Origin of the sequence: Streptomyces sp. NPDC001714 (genome assembly GCF_042892755.1) — a bacterium.
In the GTDB taxonomy this organism is placed as follows: Bacteria; Actinomycetota; Actinomycetes; order Streptomycetales; family Streptomycetaceae; genus Streptomyces.
Genome location: NZ_JBIAUL010000009.1, coordinates 332941 through 349676, shown reverse-complemented (window position 1 = coordinate 349676; position 16736 = coordinate 332941). Strand labels below are relative to the sequence as shown.

Sequence of the window (16736 nt, the reverse complement as noted above, 5' to 3'; positions counted from 1 at the left end):
TCCCGTCCGCCCCGACGAGGAGTGCGGCGAATGTAGGCGCAGTTTCCTTCCAACGTCAACATAGTCAGGAGGGCTGAAAACTCCGACCTTTGGGGAAGCGGCAGGGAGGTTTCAGCCAGACACCGTGGAGTGACCTGCGGATTTCAAGTCTAGAGAGCGGATGTATGTCCCTTGATTTACTTTCCAAAGGAAAGGTAACGTCGACCCATGACCCTCGCCGACCAGCCACCCGCGGCCGCACTCGTCTTCCAGACCCTGCTCCAGCGCGGTCCGCTGAGCCGCGCCGAGCTCGGCCGGCGGACCGGGCTGACGCCGGGCGCCGTCACCAAGGCGGCCGCCTCGCTGATGGCCGACGGCTGGATCTCCGAAGGAGGCCGGCCCGCCACGGAACGGACGAACGGCCGCCCGGCGACGCTCATCGAGGTCCGGGCCGGGCGCGCGCTGTTCGCCGGCGTGAAGGTCACCGGGGAGGAACTCATCGGTGTACTGGCCGACCTGACCGCGAGGCCGCTGGCCTCCCACCGGGTCGCGCTGGACTCGCGGGACGTGGGCACCGTGGTGCTGGCCGTCGCCCGGCTGGTGGACCGGCTGCGCGTGGCCGCGAACCTGGCGGGGGAGGACGTCCTGCACGGCATCGGCGTCACCATCTCGGGCGACGTGGACAGCCGGCTGGGCACGGTCCAGTACTCACCGTTCCTCAACTGGCGCCGGGTGCCGCTGGCTCAGCTGGTCGAGGAGGCCACCGGCACCCCCACGGTCATCGAGAACGACGTGCGAGCCCTGACCGTGGCCGAGCAGTGGTTCGGCGCCGGTGTCGGCGTGTCGATCTTCGCCCTGGTCACGGTCGGTGCGGGCATCGGCGCCGGACTCTCCGTCGGCGGCCGGGTGGTCTCCGGCGCGCACGGTGTGGCGGGAGAGATCGGGCACCTGCCGGTGAGCGGCGTCGAACGGATCTGCACCTGCGGCAACACAGGTTGCGTCGAGGCGGTCGCCTCGACCCACGCGATCGCCGAGCAGGCCCGGCAGGCCACCGGGGACCCGAAGCTGACCATGGACGACGCGGTGCGCCTCGCGCACGCCGGGGACCCCGCCGTCCGGGCGGTCTTCGCCCGTGCCGGACACGCCGTGGGCCTGGCCCTGGCCTGTGTCGCCAACCTGATCGGACCGGAACGGATCATCATCTCCGGCGAGGGCGTGGCCTCCTACGACCTGTTCGCCGACCACATCCGCCGGGCGTTCGTGGACCACGCGTTCGGCGCCGCGGTGGACTGCGATCTCCTGGTCCGTCCGCTGCCGTTCGAGGAGTGGGCACGCGGCGGGGCGGCGGTCGCGGCGCAGCGCGTGTTCGCTCCCACGAAGTAGCCGTGGCCCGGGTGCCCAGCCCCCCGGCAGGGCACCCGGATCCTACGGCGTGTCGCCCTCGTCAGCGGCGGGCGCCCGGCGTGTCGGCCTCGGTCACGTTGACCGCGGCCCAGGCCTGGTCGACCGTGCGGTACTCGACGCCGCTCGCGCCGTAGAGGTCCTTGGCCGCCTGCAGCGTCGCGATCCGCGCGTCGTGGAAGTCGGTCGAGGAGACCATGTACCGGGTCAGGGCACGGTAGAAGATCGCCGTGGCCTTGGCACGGCCGATGCCGGTGACCGTGGACCCGTCGTAGGTCGGCGAGTCGTAGGTGGTGGCGCCGATCGTCTTGCGGCCGCTGCCCTCGGCGAGCAGGTAGAAGGCGTGCGAGGAGACGCCGGAGCCGGCGTGCACCTCGGCGTCCGCCACCTCGGGCGACCAGTAGTCGACCGTGCCTTCGAGGCGGTCGAGCGAGGGGTGGTCGAGACGGCGCAGGAACTTCTGGCGCAGGCCCAGCTTCTCGCCCAGCAGGTAGTTCGGCGGGTTCTTCGGGTTGTTGGCGAAGAACTCCACACCGGAGCCGAAGATGTCGGCCAGCGACTCGTTGAGCGCGCCCGGTTCGCCGAACTGGTTGCCGTCGTTGTCGACGTACGTCGGTTCGAGCTTGGCGGTGGCGTCCACCACGCCGTGGGTCAGCTCGTGGCCGGTGACGTCGAGGACGACCAGCGGCTTCTTGATCTCGTCGCCGTCCCCGTCGCCGTACAGCATGCAGCCGCAGGTGGAGTCCCAGAAGGCGTTGCCGACCTTGCTGCCCCAGTGGACCATGGCGCGGGCGGGCTTGGAGTTGTTCGCTATGCCCTTGCGGCCGAAGACCTTCTTGTAGAAGTCCAGGGTCTCGGTGATGCCGTACTGGGCGTCGGCGGCGGCGCTGCCCCGGTTGCCGGTGGTGCCGTTGCCCCAGCTGTCGGTGGTGCTGGTGAACTTGGTGCCCTGGCCGAAGCTCTCGGTCTCCCTGCCCTTGGCGTCCCGGGTCTCGGTGCCGTAGCGGGTGGGGTCCTTGAGCAGGAAGCTCTTGCGGGCGGTCTGCGTGGTGGTGAGCGGGACCTTGCCGACGAAGAGGGACCTGCCGGAGCCGTGGGCGGTCACCGGGTAGTGGGCGGCGGCGGAGACGGACGGGCCGGCGAGGGCCTGCGCCTGCGCGCCGATGCCGGTGGCGGGGTCGAGGGTCTCGCCGCGGCTGCGGAGGGTGTCCAGCAGCTTGGGCGAGAGGAACTCGTCGCTGTCCGGCGTGTTGCTGCGCACCTCGCCGGTGAGGGCGTCGACGACGACCGTGCTGGAGCCGTTCGAGCCGTCGACCGCCACCTGGTAGGCGAGGGCGGCGGCGCCGTCCCGGGCGTCCACCACGAGCTGGGCGGTGCCGGCGTCGCCGTCGGCGGCCGCGGCGGCCTTCTCCTCGGCCTGCCGGGCGGTCAGCTTCGCCTCCGTGGCGGCGGGCCTGACGGTGTGGTCGGCCGCGCGGGTGACGCCCGTGTAGGCCAACCGGTGGGAAAGATGCACGACGAGGTCGCCGCCGAGCACCGGCATCCCCTGGTGGGTGCGGACGAAGCGGACATGACGCGCCCCTTCGGGGTCGATCATCACGTCCTGCGGCTGGAGCTCGTCGCCGGGGCCGACACCGGTCTTCGCGGCATGGGCGAAGGCCGCGGTCCGGGCCGCCGCCACCACCTGCGCGACCGTCGTGGCGGAGGCAGCCACCGACTGTCGTTCCCCCGTGGCGGGACCGGCGAAGGCCGTTCCGGCCAGGCCCGTGGCGGCCGTCGTCACGGCGACGGCGACCGCCACGCTGCGTATGTGCGCGCTACGCACTGATCAGGGTTCCTTCGTTCGAAGACGGCCGGGGTCACCAACCGCCTTGCGGCAGGGCGCCGTTGGGCACCGAGGGGGCTGGTCGGGCCCCGGGCCGCCACCCTTCCGGATGAATCATGTCCATGTAAAGCGCAATTCGTCGCTTTTCCTGCTTTTCATGGCAATACTTGGCGAATCCGCACCGCACGGTGATCAGTGGGTGACCAACTGTGCGTCGGCTGTGGAGATGTGACGGGATGCGAGAAGGTTCCTCGAACCGCATGTGACTCATCTCGCATCGAAGGCAGCTCAGAGAGGAGCAGGTCCGAATGGTCTCGGCAATGATGTGCAGAAGTGCGGTGCTCGGGGCGGTGACGCTGTCACTGTTCGCGGTACCGGCCCAGGCGGCGCCCCTGACGACGGCGGCGAAGGCGCGGGCGGCCACCGCCCTGCCGGCCCCGGACACCGCGGGGCTGGCCGCGGTGCTGCGCTCGGTCGTGGCGAAGGGCGCGCCCGGCGCGATGGCCCGCATCGACGACGGCACGCGGGTCTACCGGTCCGCGCAGGGCATGGCCGACCGCGCGAGCCGGCGGGCCCTCACCACCACCGACCGCTTCCGGGTGGGCAGTGTCACCAAGACGTTCTCGGCGGTGGTCCTGCTCCAGCTGGTGGACGAGCACAAGCTCGCCCTGGACGCGCCGGTCAACCGCTACCTGCCGGGGCTGCTGCCGGACGACCGCATCACCGTGCGGCACGTGCTGAGCCACCGCAGCGGTCTGTACGACTACACCAACGACATGTTCGCCAGCAGCGTGTCCGGCTTCGAGGCCGTGCGCAACAAGGTCTTCACCTACCGCCAGCTGGTGGACATGTCCCTGAAGAAGCCGCGCACCAACGCGCCGGGCGCCGCCTACTCGTACTCCAACACCAACTTCGTGGTCGCCGGGATGCTGATCGAGAAGCTCACCGGGCACAGCGTGCGCACGGAGTACGAGAACCGCATCTTCAAGCCGCTGAAGCTGAACGACACCTTCTACGTGCACCCCGACACGAAGATCCCGGGGCTGCACGCCAGCGGCTACCTCACCGCGGACCGGGCGGGTGCCGCGCCCGTCGACGCCACGAACCAGACGGTCTCCTGGGCGCAGAGCGCGGGCGCCATCATCTCCAGCGCACGCGACCTCGACACGTTCTACTCGGCGCTGGTGCGCGGCAAGCTCACGTCGGCCGCCCGCCTCGCGGAGATGGAGCGCTTCACCCGCGTCAACGCCAACACCGCCTACGGCCTCGGGCTGCGCCGCCGCGACCTGTCCTGCGGGATCTCGGTGTACGGCCACACGGGCGCCGTCCAGGGCTACTACACGTACGCCTTCACCACCAAGGACGGCAAGCGCAGCCTCACCGCGCTCGCCAACGCCTCCAACAGCTCCGACGTGCTCAACACACTGGCGGCCACGCTGGAGCCGGTGTTCTGCGGCAAGCAGAAGTCTCCGCGCAGCAGGGCCGTGCCGCTCGAGCGCGAGGACGTGGCACCGGCCGCGCCCCGGGAGCAGTAGCCGCGCGGCTCGCCGGGGGAACCTCGCGCCCGGGCCGGACGTTCAACCGGCGACTCCCCCACCGGGCGCGACGTTCGGCCCCTGACCTCGTAGAGGCGGCGAGATGAGCGAGCTGGTCCCCGGGGGCAATCTGCCGCTTCCGGGCGGCGCGCTGACGCTCCGGGTGCCCGGTCCCTTCGACGTGTCGGCCCTGATCACCGACGACAGTGGCAGGGTCGGCGGGGACACCGACTTCGTGTTCTACAACCAGCCGGACGCGCCCGGCGTCCGCCTGCGCGGTGACACGCTGACCGTCGAGCCGGCCCTGCTCCGGGCCGGCGCCCAGCGCGTCACCCTCACGGTCACCGCCGCCGAACCCGGCACCCCGCTCGGCCGGCTGCCCGCCGCCACCCTGCACGTGACCGACCGCCTCGGCCGTACGGTGGCCCGCTTCGCACCGCCGCGCCCGCAGACGGAGACCCTGCTGCTGCTCTCCGAGATATACCGCCGGGGCACCGGCTGGAAGCTGCGTGCGATCGGCCAGGGATACGCGGACGGACTGGCGGGGCTCGCCCGGGACTTCGGCGTCGACGTGGTCGAGGACCGGCAGCCGGCCACCGGTTTCCGCGCCACGATCCCGGCCCAGCGCACGGCGGCCTCGCCGGCCCGCCCCTCGACGGCCACGCTGCCCGACCCCGACGGTCTGCTGGGCCTGGTCAACTCCGCCCGCGCCCGGGCCGGCCACCCGCCGGTGGCCCCGGACGCCCGGCTCACCTCCGCCGCCCTCGCCCACGCCACCGCGATGGCCGACGCCGGCCGGCTGGCCGGCGAGAGCCCCGACGGCGTCTCCGTCCACCAGCGGATCAGCGGCACCGGATTCGCCTACGTCACGGTCGGCGAGCACCTCGTCTCCGGCCCCCGCACCCCGGCCGAGTTCGTCGACTACTGCCTGCGCACCGAGGAGGCCCGGCGCACCCTGCTGGACCCCGCGTTCACACACGCAGGCCTGGCCCACGCCCGTGGCCCGCGGGACGGGGACACCTACTGGACCGCCCTGTGGGCCAGACCCCTCACCCAGGCCGAACTGGCCCGTACCCGCGCCGAGGTCGTCGACCTCACCAACGGGGAGCGCACCCGGGCCGGGCTGCGGCCGCTCGCCGTGGATCCGCAGCTGGCCACGGCCGCGCAGGCGTACAGCACGGACATGGCGACCCGCGACTTCTACTCGCACACCTCTCCGGAGGGCACCCAGCCGTGGGACCGGGCCGCCGCCGCGGGCTCGCGGCGGCGCACCATCGGCGAGAACATCGCCTGCGGCCAGCGTTCCGCGGCCGAGGTGGTGGACGGCTGGATGAACAGCCCCGGCCACCGGGCGAACATCCTCAGACCGGACTTCACCCACATAGGCATCGGCTTCGCCGGCGGCGGCCGGGCCGGCACCTACTGGACCCAGCTGTTCGGTGCCTGAACCGGTACCGTCCGTGATCTTGGCGGAACGGGTCCGTCCGGGACACCATGCCCGGCATGAAGGGTGATCTCTTTTCAAGTCAGCACATGGTGGCACCGGCGCTCGAGCCGGGCCTGACGGTCGAGAACGCGAAGTGCCTCAGGTACGCGGTCAACGGCGAGATGTACGCCCGCCAGGGCGCGATGATCGCGCACCGCGGGAGTCTGAAGTTCGAGCGCAAGGGCCAGGGCGTGGGCGGGATGCTCAAGCGCGCGGTCACCGGCGAGGGGCTGCCGCTGATGTCCGTGCAGGGCCAGGGCGAGGCCTGGTTCGCCCACGAGGCGCAGAACTGCTTCGTCGTCGAGGTAGAGCCGGGCGACCAGTTCACGGTGAACGGCCGCAACGTCCTGTGCTTCGACGCCACGCTGTCGTACGAGATCAGGACGGTGAAGGGGTCCGGCATCGCGGGCGGCGGCCTGTTCAACAGCGTGTTCTCCGGATACGGCAAGCTCGGTCTGATCTGCGACGGCAACCCGCTGGTGATACCGGTCTCGCCGCAGGCCCCCGTGTACGTCGACACGGACGCGGTGGTGGGCTGGACCGCGCACCTGCAGACCTCGCTGCACCGCTCGCAGTCCATCGGGTCCATGCTGCGCGGCGGTTCGGGCGAGGCGGTCCAGCTGATGCTCCAGGGCGAGGGGTACGTCGTGGTCCGGCCGAGCGAGGTGACCCCGCAGAAGGCTCAGCAGCACTGACACCCGGCACCCCTGGCCGGGGTGGCGTCGCCACCGTGGCCAGGGCGGGTTGACCAGGGCGGTCCGGCCGGGTGAGGGTGCGAACGGCGCGGACCGTCGCCCCCCGCGCCGGAAGGGTGAACCGCCTTGAACGGCATCATCGGCATCTCGGACATCGAAGCCGCGGCCCGGCTCGTCGCCGGGCACGTCGTACGCACTCCCACCGTGCCCAGTCCCGGCCTGTCGGAGCTGCTCGGCGTCCCGGTCACCGCCAAGCTCGAACTGCTCCAGCGCACCGGCTCCTTCAAGGCGCGCGGTGCCACGGCGAAGCTGCTGTCGCTGAGCGAGGCCGAGCGGGCGGCCGGCGTGGTGGCGGTCAGCGGCGGCAACCACGGCATCGCCCTCGCGGTGATGGCCGCGGCCCTCGATGTCAAGGCGACGGTGGTGATGCCGCGGACGGCGCCCGCGCGCTCGATCGGGCTGGTCGAGGCGGCCGGGGCGTCGGTGCGGCTCACCGACGGCATGGACTCGGCGTTCGAGCTGGTGCCGCGGCTGCGGGACGAGGGCCTCACCCTGGTCCATCCCTTCGACGACCCGGTGGTGATCGCCGGCCAGGGCACCGTGGGCCTGGAACTCGCCGAGGACGCGGGCGACCTCACCGACGTGGTCGTCAGCATCGGCGGTGGGGGCCTGATCGCGGGCGTCGCGGCGGCCCTGCGCGCCCGCCGCCCGGAGGTGCGGGTGTGGGGCGTGGAGACGGCGGGCGCGCAGGCGATGTCCGAGGCGCTCGCGGCGGGCGGTCCGTCGCCGGTCGCGGTGTCGTCGATCGTGACGACGCTCAGCGCGCCGTCCGTGTCCCGGCTGACGTACGACCACGCGGCGGAGCTGGTGGAGGAGGTGCTGGTGGTGCCGGACCGGGAGGCGGTGCGGGGCAGTCTGGAGTTCGCCGAGCACGCCAAGGTGTGGACCGAGCCGGCCGCCGGCTGTCTGCTGCCCGCGGCCCGGCAGGTGCGGGACCGGGTGGGCGCCGGGGCGCGGATCGGTCTCGTGGTGTGCGGGGGCAATGTGACCCACCAGGAGATCTCGGAGTGGGCCGAGCGCTTCGGATTGGCCTGACCAGCTCACCGCAGCCGGGCTTTTACCGTCGGTTACCCGCAGGTCGAGGCCCGGCCATACATTGTTTTCCACAAGTTCCCAGGTTCTGCGGCCAGTTGAATAAAAGGCAAGAACGGTCCCCGAGTTGCAGATTCTTTGAACAAACCCGGGCTCGTCCCGCGTACCTCTGGTTAATGACGAGGCAGGGGTTTCAGCGAGGGATGACGATGGTCAAGGCGCATGTCTCCGCACAAGAGTTGGTCGCCGGAAGGTACCGGCTCCTCGAAGTCGCCGACCGCGAGCCGAACCGCATCAGTTGGTACGCGGAGGACGTGCAGGCGGAGCGACCGCGCCTGGTGACCCAGATCGCGTTTCCCGAGGCGCCCACCGAGGACACGGTGCGCCGGGCCACCGCCCAAATTCTGCGCTCCTCCGAGGTGATGAGCGCACTGCGGCCCGGCCGGGTCGCCATGGTGATCGACGCCTTCGAGGAGGCGGGCGCGCTGTGGACGGTCACGGAGCTGATCGACGGCACACCGCTCAGCGAGCTGCTCGCCCGGCAGCCCACGTTCGACTACGTGCGGGCCGCCCGCATCGGGCTCGAAGTGCTCGACGTGCTGGAGGCCGCACACGCCGACGGCTACACCCACGGTGAGCTCAGCCCCGGCCAGATCTTCGTCCGTGACCGGGGCCCGGTCGTCGTCACCGGGTTCGGCCTGGCCGGCGCGACGCTGTCGCCCCGGGTCACCGCGCCGTCGTACGCCTCGCCGGAGCAGGCCCGTGACGAGCGCATCGGCCCCGCCGCCGACCTGTGGGCACTCGGCGCGATCCTCTACACGATGGTCGAGGGACGACCGCCGTTCCGGGACCGGGGCAAGCCCGACGCCACTCTCAAGGGCGTGGACCGGCTGCCGTTGCGCACCCCGTTGCGGGCCGGTCCGCTGACCCAGGTGGTGCAGGGGCTGCTGCGGAAGAACTCCCGGGAGCGGCTTGGCCGGGCAGTGCTGCGTCAGGCACTGACACGTGTCCTGGACGAGGACCCCGACACGGTCGAGCAGCCCGCCCCCGTCTCCCGGCTGCGCGGCGCCTATGTGGCCGCCCGGGCCACCGGGTGGAGCAGAACCACCATGATCGGCGGCACCGCGCTGGCCGTGGTCACCGTGTCGGTCGCGGTACTGGCCGCGACCCAGGGCCTGCCGGGCGCCTCCTCGGCGAGCTCGGCCCCGAGCGCGTCCGCCACGGCCGGCGACCCGGGCAACCGCACGGACGGAAACGGCCCCGGCCCCTCCCCCTCGGCGACGTCTGCCTCCGCCACCCCGTCGCCCTCCGCCTCCCCCTCCACGTCTTTCTCGGCCTCGACCTCGGCCTCGATTTCGGCCACGGCCGGGGCCCTCCCGGCCGGGTTCCACCGGTACACCGCCCCGGAGGGGTTCTCCGTGGCGCTCCCCCAGGGCTGGAAGCGCCTCGACACCGCCCGGGACGACGTCGCCTACCGCGTCACCTTCGGCCCGGGCGGCGGCGACCCGCGCACCCTCGCGGTCACCTACAGCACCCAGGCGGGCCCGGACCCGGTCGTGATCTGGCGGGACGACGTGGAACCCGGGCTGGAGAAGCTCGACGGCTACCAACGGGTCGGCGAGATCAGGGCGACCACCTACCAGGGCCACAAGGCCGCGGACATGGAGTGGCTGTCCGGCACGGGTGCCGACCGGGTGCACACCTTCGGCCGCGGCTTCCTGCTCGGCGGCGGCCGCAGCTTCTCGCTGCGCATCACGGCACCCGCCGCCGCCTGGGACGACGCCGCGGACAAGCTCGCCATGAAGACCTTCCTGGCGACGTTCCGTACGTCCGCGAACTGATCCGTTTTCCGGCCCCCCGCCCGGGGGACTCGGCGCCTATGGTGCAAATCGGATACACGATGATGACCGAGCAGGCCGGCCCACGTGATCTCGTGGACCATCTGGTGGGGGCCGAGGAGGCGGGCTTCGACTTCTCGGTGGCCTCGGACCACTACTTTCCGTGGTTGCGCTCGCAGGGCCACTCGCCGTACGTGTGGAGCGTGCTCGGGGCCGCCGCCCAGGCCACCGAGCGGATTCCGCTGATGACGTATGTGACCTGCCCGACGTTCCGCTACCACCCGGCGGTCGTGGCCCAGAAGGCGGCGACCGTGCAACTGCTGTCCGGAGGCAGGTTCCGGCTCGGCCTCGGCGCGGGAGAGAATCTCAACGAGCACGTGGTGGGCGGCGGCTGGCCGTCGGTGGACGTACGGCACGAGATGCTGGAAGAGGCGGTGGAGATCATCAGGGCGCTGTTCGCGGGCGGCCATGTGAACCACCGGGGCACCCACTTCGACGTGGAGTCCGCCCGCCTGTGGGACCTCCCGGACGAACCGCCGCCGATCGGCATCGCGGTCTCCGGCGAACAGTCCTGCACGCTCGCCGGGCACCTCGCCGACCTGGTCATCGCCACCGAGCCGAAGGCGTCCCTCCTCGACGCCTTCGACCGGCACGGCGGTTCGGGCAAGCCCCGGGTCGGGCAGCTGCCGGTGTGCTGGGACCCCGACCGGGACACGGCGGTGAAGCGCGCGCACGCCCAGTTCCGCTGGTTCGGCGGCGGCTGGAAGGTCAACTCCGAACTTCCGCACCCGGACGCCTTCGAGGCCGCGACCCAGTTCGTCACCCAGGACGACGTGGCCGCGTCCATCCCGTGCGGGGACGACCCGGACGACTTCGTCGAGGCCGTACGGCCGTACGCCGAGGCCGGGTTCGGGGAGGTCGCCCTGGTGCAGATCGGCGGCGAGTCCCAGCCGGAGTACCTCGACTGGTCCCGCAAGACGCTGCTGCCGGCGCTGCACGACGCCCTCGGCTAATCTTCGACGGTACGGCAAACCCCGGCCAATGGGTCGATATAGGCTGCCCGTCGGTACGTATGCAGTTCGGCAGCCTTCAGGAGTGTCCTCCGTGACCCTAGCGATCGACCCGTCCGAGACGTCCACGGCGTCCCCGGATCCCCTCTCCGACCTGGTGGCGCGGGACGCCCGTGAGTTCGGCGCCTATGTGCGGACCGGAGGCTGGACGTTCGGGCTGATGGTGGCCCGCAGCGTGCGGCCGGGAGGTCAGGGCGCGGACGAGACCGCGAAGGTGTCGGCGAAGGAGTTCGCCGAACTGGCCGGCTGCTCCGCGGAGCGCGTGATGCGCTACTACAAGGCCTGGGACAAGGCCGCGGACGACGGTCTGGTCCCGCACTTCGAGGCGCTCGCGCCGGGCCAGGAGGTGGAACTCCCGGACTCCGACGTGTGGTTGACCTACTACGTCTCCCGGAACAGTGCCACCTCCGAGCGCGGCACCGCCATCGCGGAGGCCGCCGAGGCCGAGGGCATCCGGCCCACCAAGGCCCTCGAGGTGGCCGAGAACCCCACCGCGCTGCGCGCCGCGATCCTCGCCGACCCGTCCACCGCCCGCGCCGCCCGCTCGGCCCTCCTCGACCGCATCAAGGAGGACCCGGACCTGCAGACCGTGCTGGCCCGGGACGTGGTCCGCACCGCCGACCTGAAGAAGGCGGTCGCGACCGAGAGCCGCTCGGCCGACCGTATCGGCTACGTCCGGCAGATCGCCGAGTCGGGCCAGATCAAGACCCCGGCCGGGCAGACCGTCGACGCGCCCTCGGAGCTGCGCCAGGAGGCCGAGCGCCATCTGTCGCTCCTCGACGAACTGGACGAGGACGAGGACACCGGCGAGTGGGCGACCGAGGCCTACGACACCATCAAGAACCTGGTCGTGGAGGCGGTGGAGGCCGACCCCGAACTCCGGGTCCAGGAGAAGCGCACCAAGTTCTACAACAGCCTGCAGAAGGCGACCAAGGCGTTCGAGGAGCTCACCTTCGACGACGCCCAGGACTTCTACGAGGACGACATGGTCCAGCGCCTGGAGGACCTTCAGCAGGCCATCGGCTCCTGCCTGGCCGCGCTGCGCGGCACCAAGGGCACCGAGAGCACCGCGGACGCGTCGGACTCGTAGAACGCGACTCGTAGAACGCGTGGGACTCGTAGAACGCGAGGACTCTCGTAGGAGGCGCAGGGCAATTCCGCTCGGGATTGAGCGTTTTTCCCGTGAGAGGGGTACTAGAGGGCACCAAGCGATCGTTCTCGGAGGCCACTCGCGTGAACCCCATCGTGCACAGGACCCTGGTCGTACAGCTCCGGACGGACGGGACGGGCCGCTGTCCCGTCCTCGCCCATCTGTCCTACGACGCCGGTGACCCGTTCGCCGTCACCGCGGTGTTCACCCTGGACGGCCGGGTGCTCGCCCGGTGGCGGCTGGACCGCGAGATGCTGAACGACGGGCTGAGAGAGCCGGTCGGGGTCGGGGACGTACGGCTGCGTCCCGTACGGCAGGGGCGCTGGAGGGAAGTGCGCATGGATTTCCTCGGCGACCCCCTGCCCGGCGGCAGCCGCCACCACGCGGTGGTGTTCGCGTGGGCGCCCGCGCTGGCCGCCTTCCTGAGCGACACCTATATGGCCGTGCCGCCCGGTCGCGAGGAGGTCCCGGTGGACGACGTACTCGCGGAGATCCTCGCCACCGGCTGAGTAGCCGTACTCATGCAGGCGCGCGGACGCCGCGGCCACGATGGGGCTCCCACGACAAGGAGTCCGCGATGACCGCAGTGCACCCCAGCCCGCGCCCCGTTCCGCACCGAATGTCCCGCCGGGTGCCGCCGGCCCTGCTCGCCGGAGTGGTGGTGGCCGGCATGGCCCTCTCGGCGTGGGGCGCACGGGACCGTACGACCTGGTTCCTGGAGACGGTGTGGGTGCTGATCGGGCTGCCGCTGGTGGTGCTGACCTGGCGGCGCTTCCCGCTGACCGGGCTGCTGGCCGGGCTCCTCACGGCGCACGCCCTGGTGCTCGCCGTCGGCGGCCATTACACCTACGCCGAGGTGCCGGTGGGCGACTGGGTGCGCGACACCTTGCATCTGTCCCGCAACCCGTACGACCGCTTCGGCCACCTGATGCAGGGGTTCGTGCCCGCGGTCCTGGTCCGGGAGCTGCTCGTCCGTACCTCCCCGCTGCGCGGCAGCCGCTGGCTGGCCCCGCTGACGGTGTGCTCCTGCCTCGCGTTCAGCGCCTTCTTCGAGCTGCTGGAGTGGCTGGCGGCCGAGATCGGCGGGCACGGCGCGGACGCCTTCCTGGCCACCCAGGGCGATGTGTGGGACACCCAGTGGGACATGTTCTGCGCGCTGATCGGGGCGACCGTGTCCGTGCTGGTGCTGAGCAGGGTCCACGACCGCCAGCTGCGGGCGCTGGAGGCGGCTCAGCGGGTCGGGTGACCCGGCTCAGCGCGTGGTGTTGCGGTGCCGTGACCACAGCGGCAGGCCGTACCAGCACACCAGGTACCAGACGACGACGGCCGCCACCGCCCAGGTCACATGGCTGCCGTTGGTGGCCACCCGGAGGATCAGCACCAGGGACGCGGTCATGGTGGCCAGCAGCAGGAAGAGGCCGATCGAGGTGAGCCGGGACGCCGTCCGCACCGCCTGCGGCTTCACCTTGCGGCCGGCGACGAGTCGGTGCAGGGAGACAGGGCCGATGAGGGCGCCGGTGGCGGACGCGCCGAGAATCACGGTGACGATGTAGATCGTCTTGTCCACGTCGGACAGCGTGGCGTACTTCTGCTGGAAGACCACGGTGAGCAGGAAGCCGAACAGGATCTGCACACCGGTCTGGGCGACGCGCACCTCCTGGATGAGCTCACCCCACATCCGGTCGGCGCGCTCCTCCTCCGTCTCGTCGCGCCCGGTCCGCCGTTCCTGGTCGGTCATGGAGTACGGGTAACCGCCGAGCCGGTCCTCCAAACGGTACGGGCCGGGGGCGGCGGGGGCGCCGCGCCCGGCCCGGACCAGTGCTACCAGCGGCTTTCCACCTGGTCCTTGATCCGGCGGTCGTACAGCTCGCGGATGGCGGCGACCGTCTCCCCGGACAGCTCCGGGAGCCTGGCGGCGGCCGCGTTGGCGCGGGCCTGCTCCGGGTTGCGGGCACCCGGGATCACCGTGGTCACGCCGGGCTGGTCGATGATCCAGCGCAGGGCGAGCTGGGCCGGGGTGTACCCCTCGGGGGCGAGGGCGGCGAACTCGGCGGCGGCCTCGACGCCCGTGGCGTAGTCCACGCCGGAGAAGGTCTCCCCCTGGTCGAAGGCCTCGCCGTGCCGGTTGTACGTGCGGTGGTCGTCGGCCGCGAAGACGGTGTCCTTGGTGTACTTGCCGGACAGCAGCCCGGAGGCGAGCGGCACGCGCGCGATGATGCCGACGCCGGCCTCCCGGGCGGCCGGGAGCACCTCGTACAGCGGCTTCATCCGGAACGGGTTGAGGATGATCTGCACGCTGGCGACGCCCGGGCGGGCGATCGCGGTCAGGGCCTCCGCGCTGGTCTCGACGCTGACGCCGTAGGCCGCGATGCGCTCTTCCTCGACCATGGTGTCGAGGGCGTCGTACACCGCGTCGGAGGAGTAGACCGGGGTCGGCGGGCAGTGCAGCTGCACCAGGTCCAGGCGGTCCACGCCGAGGTTGCGGCGCGACCGGTCGTTCCACGCGCGGAAGTTGTCCAGGACGTAGTTGTCCGGGATCTGGTCCACCCGGCGGCCCATCTTGGTGGCCACCAGCACATGCAGGTCCGGCCTGCCGCGCAGGAACGTGGCGATGGTCTGCTCGCTCCGCCCGTCGCCGTACACGTCGGCGGTGTCGAAGAAGGTCACCCCCGACTCCGCCGCCGTCTCCAGAACGGCGAGGGCCTCCTTGTCGTCCACCTCGCCCCAGTCGGCGCCGAGCTGCCATGTGCCGAGGCCGACGACCGATGCCCGCTGTCCCGACCTGCCGATTACGCGTTCGTCCATGGCGCCAGTCTGTCATCCGCCACCGACAACGGTGTCACGGGCCGGTGGGCCCCGCCCACCTGTGAATCCTTCACTCACACGGGTGAATGTGATGGACGGAAATCGGAGGTGTGTCAACCGGCGCCTAGCGTGGCGACATGGTTGACCATTCACCGAACAACGTGTCCTCCGCGGACGGCTGGAGCCGTCGTGGTTTCCTGCGGTCCGCCGCCGCGCTCGCCGCCGTTCCGGTACTGCTCGCCGCCGATCCGGCCGTGGCCGCCGCGGAGCTGCCCGGCTTCCCGGCGGAGGTCGAACTGTACCGGTCCGCGTACCGCAACTGGGTCGGCGAGATCACCGCCGACGGGCTGTGGGCCTGTGCCCCGGCCGACGCCGGCCAGGTGCTCTCGGTTGTCGACTGGGCCTGGCGGAACGGGTGGCGGGTACGCGCGCGTGGCTCCTCGCACGGCTGGTCGCCCTTGACGATCACGGAAGGGACCGGAGCCGGCGACAAGGTTCTGCTCGTCGACACCGCGAGCCGTCTCACCGGGCTCTCCCTGGACTCCGCATCGGCGGTCCGGGCCGGGACCGGCGTCACCCTGGAGGCGCTGCTCACCTTCCTGGAAGGCCACGGCCTCGGGCTCACCGCCGCGCCCGCGCCGGGCGATCTGACGCTCGGCGGGGCGCTGGCGATCGACGCGCACGGTACCGCCGTACCGGCCGACGGCGAGGATCCGCTGCCCGGTCACACGTACGGCTCGCTGAGCAATCTGGTGCTGTCGCTGACGGCGGTGGTGTGGGACGAGAGCACCGGAGCGTACGTCCTGCGGACGTTCCGGCGTGACGAGGCGGACTGCGCGGCGCTGCTGGCGCATCTGGGCCGCGCACTGGTCACCGAGGTCGTGCTGCGGGTGGGGGCGGACAGCAGCCTGCGGTGCGTCAGCCGCACCGACATCCCGGCCGCAGAACTGTTCGCCGCGCCCGGTTTTGGTGGCCGGACCCTGGACGGCTTCGTCCGGCGCTCGGGGCGCGTCGAGGCGATCTGGTTCGCCTTCACCGAGTACCCCTGGCTGAAGGAGTGGAGCGTCGCCCCGGTCAGGCCGCTCACCTCGCGCCACGTGACCTCGCCGTACAACTACCCCTTCTCCGACAACGTACCGACCGTGGTCGCCGACCTGGTGGGGCGGATGGTGTCCGACGCCGCCTGGTACCTGGCTCCGGTGCTCGGGAACACGCAACTGGACGTGGCGGCACTGGGGTTGGTGGCGACGCTGTCCTCGGACATCTGGGGGGCGTCGAAGAACACGCTGCTGTACATCAGGCCGACCACCCTGCGGCTCGGTGCGAACGGGTACGCGGTGCTGACGCGGCGGGCCGACGTGCAGCGGGTGGTGCACGAGTTCACCTCGTTCTACCGGGAACGGCTCACCGCGTACGCCGCGTCGGGCCGGTTCCCGGTCAACGGGTCGGTGGAGATCCGTGTGACGGGGCTGGACGAGGCGTCCGATGCCGGGGTGGCCGGAGCCCAGGTGCCGTTGCTGTCGGCGGTGCGGCCCCGGGAGGGGGCCGACACCGCTGTGTGGCTGGATGTGCTGACGCTGCCGGGGACGCCTCATGCGGAGGCGTTCCTGCGGGAGTTGGAGGAGTTTCTGTTCGAGACGTTCGAGGGGACTCGGGTCGAGTGGTCCAAGGGGTGGGGTTATACGGAGTCCGGTGTGTGGAGCGACGAGGTGGTGCTCGGTACGAGGGTTCCGGGGTCGTTCGGAGGTGCGGTGTGGGATGCGGCGGTCGAGACGCTTGATCGGCTTGATCCGCACCGGGTCTTCAGTAACGGGTTCTTGGACGGGGTGCTTGTGCGCCGTTGACCTGTGCGGGCTTGCG

At 71.5% G+C, this 16736-nt stretch carries 14 protein-coding genes; 11 read left to right on the top strand and 3 right to left on the bottom strand.

Annotated elements, in window-relative coordinates; all coding sequences use genetic code 11:
• Positions 1-207: 207 nt before the first annotated feature.
• Positions 208-1362 carry an ROK family protein gene (locus ACFY0P_RS25205; protein WP_388917138.1) on the top strand — a complete coding sequence of 385 codons (1155 nt, stop codon included), beginning with the start codon at positions 208-210 and terminating at the stop codon, positions 1360-1362.
• 61 nt (positions 1363-1423) lie between these two features.
• Here the strand turns inward: ACFY0P_RS25205 and ACFY0P_RS25200 are convergent, their stop codons facing one another.
• Complete coding sequence (locus ACFY0P_RS25200) at positions 1424-3205, bottom strand: M4 family metallopeptidase (RefSeq protein WP_388917135.1); 1782 nt, start codon at positions 3203-3205, stop codon at positions 1424-1426.
• 323 nt (positions 3206-3528) lie between these two features.
• Between ACFY0P_RS25200 and ACFY0P_RS25195 the strand changes: the two genes are divergently transcribed.
• The 9 genes from ACFY0P_RS25195 (at position 3529) to ACFY0P_RS25155 (ending at position 13317) form a co-directional block, all read left to right on the top strand.
• Complete coding sequence (locus tag ACFY0P_RS25195; protein ID WP_388917303.1) at positions 3529-4740, top strand: serine hydrolase domain-containing protein; 1212 nt, start codon at positions 3529-3531, stop codon at positions 4738-4740.
• 103 nt (positions 4741-4843) lie between these two features.
• Positions 4844-6187, top strand: a complete 1344-nt coding sequence (locus ACFY0P_RS25190) for a CAP domain-containing protein (protein WP_388917132.1) — start codon at positions 4844-4846, stop codon at positions 6185-6187.
• A 56-nt stretch (positions 6188-6243) separates the two neighbouring features.
• Positions 6244-6921 carry an AIM24 family protein gene (locus tag ACFY0P_RS25185; RefSeq protein ID WP_388917129.1) on the top strand — a complete coding sequence of 226 codons (678 nt, stop codon included), beginning with the start codon at positions 6244-6246 and terminating at the stop codon, positions 6919-6921.
• 135 nt (positions 6922-7056) lie between these two features.
• Entirely contained in the window at positions 7057-8016 is a 960-nt protein-coding gene (locus tag ACFY0P_RS25180) for a threonine/serine dehydratase (protein ID WP_388917300.1), read from the top strand.
• Positions 8017-8216: 200 nt separating this feature from the next.
• Positions 8217-9854, top strand: coding sequence for a serine/threonine protein kinase (locus tag ACFY0P_RS25175; protein WP_388917126.1), 1638 nt, complete (start codon positions 8217-8219; stop codon positions 9852-9854).
• Between the two features lie 38 nt (positions 9855-9892).
• Positions 9893-10864 carry an LLM class F420-dependent oxidoreductase gene (locus ACFY0P_RS25170; RefSeq protein ID WP_388917123.1) on the top strand — a complete coding sequence of 324 codons (972 nt, stop codon included), beginning with the start codon at positions 9893-9895 and terminating at the stop codon, positions 10862-10864.
• 91 nt (positions 10865-10955) lie between these two features.
• The gene (locus ACFY0P_RS25165; RefSeq protein ID WP_388917120.1) at positions 10956-12011 is read left to right on the top strand and encodes a hypothetical protein; all 1056 of its coding nucleotides are present in this window, start codon (positions 10956-10958) and stop codon (positions 12009-12011) included.
• Positions 12012-12154: 143 nt separating this feature from the next.
• Positions 12155-12580, top strand: a complete 426-nt coding sequence (locus ACFY0P_RS25160) for an SsgA family sporulation/cell division regulator (RefSeq protein ID WP_388917117.1) — start codon at positions 12155-12157, stop codon at positions 12578-12580.
• A gap of 68 nt (positions 12581-12648) precedes the next feature.
• On the top strand, positions 12649-13317 hold the full coding sequence (locus ACFY0P_RS25155; protein WP_388917114.1) for a DUF2238 domain-containing protein: 669 nt from the start codon (positions 12649-12651) through the stop codon (positions 13315-13317).
• A gap of 6 nt (positions 13318-13323) precedes the next feature.
• Here the strand turns inward: ACFY0P_RS25155 and ACFY0P_RS25150 are convergent, their stop codons facing one another.
• Together ACFY0P_RS25150 and ACFY0P_RS25145 are read right to left on the bottom strand one after the other, a co-directional pair.
• On the bottom strand, positions 13324-13809 hold the full coding sequence (locus tag ACFY0P_RS25150) for a DUF6328 family protein (RefSeq protein WP_388917111.1): 486 nt from the start codon (positions 13807-13809) through the stop codon (positions 13324-13326).
• A gap of 83 nt (positions 13810-13892) precedes the next feature.
• Positions 13893-14876, bottom strand: coding sequence for an aldo/keto reductase (locus ACFY0P_RS25145; RefSeq protein ID WP_388917108.1), 984 nt, complete (start codon positions 14874-14876; stop codon positions 13893-13895).
• A 137-nt stretch (positions 14877-15013) separates the two neighbouring features.
• Here ACFY0P_RS25145 and ACFY0P_RS25140 point away from each other — a divergent pair, with 137 nt between their 5' ends.
• Positions 15014-16720 (top strand): cholesterol oxidase substrate-binding domain-containing protein, encoded by a 1707-nt coding sequence (locus ACFY0P_RS25140; RefSeq protein WP_388917105.1) that lies wholly within the window; start codon positions 15014-15016, stop codon positions 16718-16720.
• Positions 16721-16736 lie beyond the last annotated feature (16 nt).